A 6298-nucleotide genomic window follows, 5' to 3' on the forward strand; every position below is an offset into this window, starting at 1 on the left:
ACACGCGACGTCGCATTCCACGCCCCGACCACCAACCCCCGCTCCCCCGCCCCCACAACCTCCACATCCCCCACCGCGGCGTCCGGATCACCGGCGATCGTCTCGAGGATCCGGACCAGGCGCTCGGCGAGCGGGGCGACGGTGGCCCGGTCGAGGATCGCCGGTTGGTAGCGCAGACTCAGTCGCAGTGTCGGTTCGACGATCGTCAGCAGCGTGACCGGGTAGTGCGTGGCGTCGCGGGCATCGAGACCGGTCACCCGCACGCCCCCGATGTCGGTGTTCTCGTCCAGTCCGAACGTGTCGATCGGGTACGACTCGAACACCGACAGCGTGTCGAACAGGTTGCCCAGGCCCACCCGCGACTGGATGTCGCCGAGGCCGAGGTGATGGTGGTCGAGCAGGGACGTCTGCTCGCCCTGCAGGCGGGCGAGCAGTCCCGCGACGGTCTCGTCGGGGTCCACCCGCACTCGCACCGGCACCGTGTTGATGAACAGGCCCAGCATGTTCTCGACACCGGACAGTTGCGGCGGACGACCGGACACGGTGGCGCCGAAGATCACGTCTTCGCGGGAGACCGACCGGGACAACAGCACACCCCACGCTGCCTGGATCACCGTATTCATGGTGACGCCGACGCCTGCGGCTGTGGCGGCGAGTCCGTGGAGAATCCCGGCGGGCAGGTCGACGTCGAGTTCGTCGGGCACACCGTAGAGCGCCGCGGACGCGTGCGGCGCGACCAGCGTCGGCTCCTCGACACCGTCGAGTGCTCGTTCCCAGGCCCGGGCCGACGCTTCCGCGTCCCGGCTCGCGACCCATTCCAGGTACGTGCGATACGAGGGCGGCTCCGGCAGTCCGGCCGGGTCGCCGGAGGCGTACCGGACCAGTAGTTCCCGCACCAGCAACGGCATCGACCAGCCGTCGAGAATGATGTGGTGGTTCGTGATCGAGAGGACGAATCTGCCTGGTGCGGTGTGGAACAGCGTCATCCGGAGCAGGGGCGGCCGGGCGAGATCGAATCGGGCGCTGCGGTCCTCGTCGAGCAGTCGCGCAAGTTCCGTCTCGGTCCCGGCAGTGGTGAGATCGACCCCCCGCCACGGCACCTCCGCCGCGTCGAGAACGACCTGCGCGGGTACCCCGTCGTCGTACACGAACGCGGTCCGCAGATTCGCGTGGCGTGTAAGCAGGCCGGCGGCGGCCGCACGGAGGCGCGCCGCGTCGACGTCGCCTTCGAAGTCGATCCGCAGTTGCGCCGTGTAGACGTCCATCGACTCCGCGGCCAGCGAGGCATGGAACAGCAACCCCGACTGCAGCGGAGACAGCGACCACACGTCCTGCAGTGCCGGGAACCGCTGCTCCCAGCGTTCGATCTGCTGCTGGTTCGACGGCACCAGCGGAAGGTCGGACGGCGTCAGCCCGCCCGCATCGGGTCGTGCCGTGTGCGCGGCGAGTCCCTCCAGGGCACGGCGCCACAGATCCGCGAACGCCGCGACCTCGGTCTCGTGGAGGACGCCGGCCGGGAATGCGAACGACGCCCGTAGCCGGGGCCCCTCGGGGGTGTCGGAGACGAAGGCGTTGATGTCGATCACGGATTCGACGGGCATGTCGGGGTCTGTGGTGCCGCCGAGTGTGCTCTCCACCGGCAGCCAGTCGTCGCCTCCGCCGGTCACGGTCACCCGGCCCAGGTAGTTGAAACCGACTTGCGGAGAGCGGAATCGGCGCAGTGCCTCCGACGTCTCACCGTCCAGGTAGCGCAGCAGTCCGAAGCCGATGCCGTGGTCCGGGATCGCGAGCAACTGTTCCTTGACGGCCTTGACCGCCCGCCCCGCCGCGGCGCCGCCTGCCAGGGCGTCGTCGACATCGATTCCGGTGAGATCCAACCGCGCCGGATACACGGTGGTGAACCACCCGACGGTGCGGGAGAGGTCCGCGCCCGGGACGATCTGCTCCTCGCGGCCGTGGCCCTCGAGGGTGAGCAGGGTGTCCGGCACAGCGGCGCCGCGTTCCCGTCGCCAGGCGATCAGTGCCAGGGTGACCGCGGTGAGCAATCCGTCGCCCACAGTCCCGTGGAATGCGTCCGGCAGCGTGGTGAGCAGGGCGTCGGTCACCGCCGACGGCACGTCGACCGTGACGGTGCCGACCGTCGCGGCGACGTCGATCGCGGGATCGAGGGGGCGCGAACCGATCAGCGGATCGGGGCCGTCGAGGATCTTCTCCCACGACGCGAGTTCGCCCGTCCGGGTCCGCACGGCGTCGGCCAGTCCGTGCGACCAGCGCCGCATCGACGTTCCGACTGCCGGCAACGCCGGTGTTACTCCGGATTGGAGTCGGCCGGCCGCCGACGCGAGATCGGCCACGAGAATCCGCCAGGAGACACCGTCGACCACGAGGTGATGCACCACGACGAGCAGTCGCCCGACGTCGTCCGGGACGTCGAACCAGACCACCCGCACCATGCGGGCGGCGGCCGGGTCCAGGTGGTCCGCCGCGGCATCGAGTTCGGCACCGGCGAGTGCGGTGAAGTCGTCGCCCCGCACCGCGTCGACTGGCACCCGGCGGACGTCCGCCGGTACCGAACCCGCAGGCAGCACGTCCATGCCGTCCGCGGACACCCGCGCCCGGAGCATGTCGTGCCGGTCCAGTACCGCCTCGACGGCGCCGACGAGCACCTCGTGCGTGAGACCGGCGGGGGCCGCCAGCAGCAGTGCCTGCGAGAACCTGTCGAGCCGTCCGCCGCTGCGCTCGAACATCCAGCGCGCGACGGGTGTCAGCGGCAGGGGGCCGACGCCACCGCCCGGCAACTCGCCGAGAGCGACCGTGCCGTCGCGGTCGAATCGAGCGGCAGCGGCGAGGCCGGAGACGGTTCGGCGGTCGAATACGTCTCGGGGAGAGAGGATCACACCGGCCGCCCGGGCTCGGGCCACCAACTGGATGGACAGGATGCTGTCGCCGCCGAGGGAGAAGAACGAATCGTCCGCGCCGACCGAATCGAGTCCGAGCACGTCCTCGAACAGTCCGGCGAGAAGTTCCTCGGTCTCGGTCTGCGGCGGCCGGCTTCCGGATCCGGTGAAGTCGGGTGCCGGAAGCGCTGTGCGGTCGAGCTTTCCGTGGACCGTCAGGGGAAGGGAGTCGAGTACCACCAGTGCGGCCGGGACCATGTACGACGCCAACCGGCCGGCGACGAAGTCGAGGACTGCCCGCGAATCGATCGTCGCACCGGATTCGGGCACCACGTACCCGATCAGCCGGTCGCCTCCGCCGTCGGCGTTCCACACGCTCGCCGCCGCGTGGGCGACGGAGTCGTGGGTGAGCAGCGCCGACTCGACCTCGCCGAGTTCGATCCGGAAGCCCCGAATTTTCACCTGGGAATCGGTCCGCCCGAGGTACTCCAACTGGCCGTCGGGAAGCCAGCGCGCCCGGTCCCCGGTGCGATACATCCGGCTTCCCGGTGGCCCGAACGGATCGGCGACGAAACGTTCGGCGGTCAGCGGGTACCGCCGGCGGTATCCGCGCGCGAGGGCGGGACCTGCGAGATACAACTCGCCCGCGACACCGGCAGGCACCGGGTGCAGTCGTGGGTCCAGCACGGTCTCGGCGAAACCGAGGGTGGGTGTGCCGATGGTGACCGGTTCGCCCGGCACCAGTTGGTCGCTGATACTCGACACGACCGTCGCCTCGGTCGGCCCGTACGCGTTGAACATGCGCCTGCCCGGCGCCCACCGGGCGACCAGTTCGGGCGGACAGGCTTCCCCGCCCGTCACGACGCACCCGAGGTCGGTCAGACCTGCGGGGTCGACCGATGCGAGCGCCGCCGGAGTGACGAAGCAGTGCGTGACCCGCTCGGATTCCAGCAACTGCGCCAATTCGGCGCCACCGTAGACGGACGGCGGCGCGATCACCATCGTCGCTGCCGCGCCGACCGCCAGCAGCAGTTCGAGGACGGACGCATCGAAACTCGGGGAGGCGAAGTGCAGGGTCCGGGATTCGGGCGTCGTGCCGAACGTCTCCCTCTCCTGGGCCGCGAAGGCGGCGAGACCGCGGTGGGTCGTGATCACGCCCTTGGGTTGGCCGGTCGACCCCGACGTGTAGATGAGGTACGCCGGATTGTCGGCCCGGATGGGCGCGATCCGGTCGTCGTCGGTGATCGCCGGCGCCGGATAGTGCGACAGATTTTCGCCGACATCCGGGTCGTCCAGCACCAGCCACGGCACGACGTCGGGCAGTGCGCCACGTTGCGCGGACCCGGTCAGCCCGCACACGGCACCGGAGTCGGTGAGCATGTACTCGATCCGCGCCGGCGGGTGGTGCGGGTCCACGGGGAGGAAGGCCGCCCCCGACTTCGCGATCGCCCAGACGGCCGCCACGGATTCGACGGACCGCGGCACGCACAGTGCGACCACCGACTCGGGTCCGATACCGCGTTCGATCAGCAGGCGGGCCAACCGGTTCGAACGCTGGTCGAGTTCTGCGTATCGCACCGAACTCCCGGCGAAGATCAGCGCCGTGGCCTCCGGATCGTGCGCGACCGCGTCGGCCATCAGGTCCGGCAGCGTGCGCGGCGCGACTGCCGCACCCCCCAGCACCGGGGTGAGCAGGGCACGCTCCAGGGATCCGAGGATGTCGATGTCGCCGACCCGGGCGCCGGGGTCAGCCGTGACCGCCGCGAGGATACGCACGAGTCGTTCCGCGAATCCGATCGCCGTGTCCTCGTCGAAGAGGTCGGTCGCGTAGCCGAGTCCCGCGGCGATGCCTGCCGGGTGGCCGTGTTCGTCGAACATCTCGGCCAGGGTCCACTGCAGATCGAAGTTGGCGGTATCGATCTCGAAGTCGATGTTCCGGACCTGCAGATCCGGCAATTCCAGCGTGGGGCGCTCGATGTCCTGGAACTCGAGCATCACCTGGAACAGCGGCGCGTACGCCGTCACCCGGGACGGGCTCAGGACTTCCACCACCCGCTCGAACGGGACCTCCGCGTGCGTGAAGGCACCCAGATCGGTTTCCCGGACACGGCCGAGGAATTCGGCGAAAGTGGCGCCGCCGTCGACGTGGGTGCGCAGGACGAGGGTGTTGACGAACATGCCGACCACGTCGTCGAGTTCGCGTTCGCCGCGACCGGCGACCGGCGTCCCGACGGCGATATCGTCCGCGCCGCTCACGCGTGCCAGCACGACCGCCAGCGCGGCATGCAACGTCATGAACACCGTGGTGGTGTGTTCCCGCGCCAGCCTCACGACGCCCGCATGAATGTCCGGGTCGATCAGGAATTCGACGTGACCGCCGCGCAGTGACCGGACGGCGGGCCGGGGACGGTCGGTGGGCAACTCCAGCAGTTCGGGCAGGCCCGACAGCGTCGTGGTCCAGTGGTCCAGCTGCCGCGAAATGGGCGACTTGACATCGGATTCCGATCCCAGCCACTCCCGCTGCCACAGCGCGTAATCGGCGTACTGCACGTCCAGGGGCGCCCAGTCCGGGGCGGAACCGTTCGCTCGGGACGCATACGCGACCATGACGTCCCGGGCCAGCGGCGCCATCGAGAAGCCGTCGGCGGCGATGTGATGCACCACCACCGCGAGTACGTGCACGTTCTCGTCGAGCCGGAACAGTCGCGCGCGCAGCGGCACCTGCGTGGTGACGTCGAATCCGGCGGACAGCAATGTCAGCGATAGTTCGCGGAGGTCCGCTTCACTCGACACACTGACCGGAGTGAGGTCGGGCACCGCACTCGCCGCGGGCAGGATCACCTGGCGGGGGCCGTCGTCGGTGAGGGGGAAGACGGTGCGCACGGCCTCGTGCCGTTCGATGACGTCGGCGACCGCCGCCTGCAGCGCGTGCACGTCGAGCCGGCCCTCGAGTCTCAGCGCGAAGGCGACGTTGTAGGCGGAGGAGGAGGTGTCGAACTGGTTGATGAACCACATGCGCTGCTGGGCCGGCGACACGGGAACTTCCGCGGTGCCCTCCCTCGGTTTCAGCGGGGGGCGGGCCTCGAGCCCTTCCTGCGACTCGGCCAGCAGCGCCAGACCCGCGACGGTGGGGGCGTCGAACACGTCGCGCAGTCCGATCCGGTCTCCGACGACCGCATTGATCCGGGCCACCAACCGGGTGGCGATCAGCGAGTTTCCGCCGAGGTCGAAGAAGCTGTCGTGCGCGCCCACCCTGTCGAGCCCGAGCAGGTCGGCGTAGACGGCGGCCACGATCTCTTCGATCGGGGTCCGAGCGGCCACGAAACCGGCAGTCGGGCCGCCGAAATCGGGTGTCGGCAACGCCTTCCGATCGAGTTTGCCGTTCACCGTCACCGGCAACT

At 69.8% G+C, this 6298-nt stretch carries 1 protein-coding gene; it reads right to left on the reverse strand.

Annotation, left to right across the window (positions count from 1 at the left end):
* The coding region (locus tag P3H15_RS52805) for a non-ribosomal peptide synthetase (protein ID WP_276144626.1) at positions 1-6298 on the reverse strand (6298 nt) is incomplete at both ends.

This window comes from Rhodococcus sp. T2V (assembly GCF_029269925.1).
GTDB lineage: Bacteria > Actinomycetota > Actinomycetes > Mycobacteriales > Mycobacteriaceae > Rhodococcus_F > Rhodococcus_F koreensis.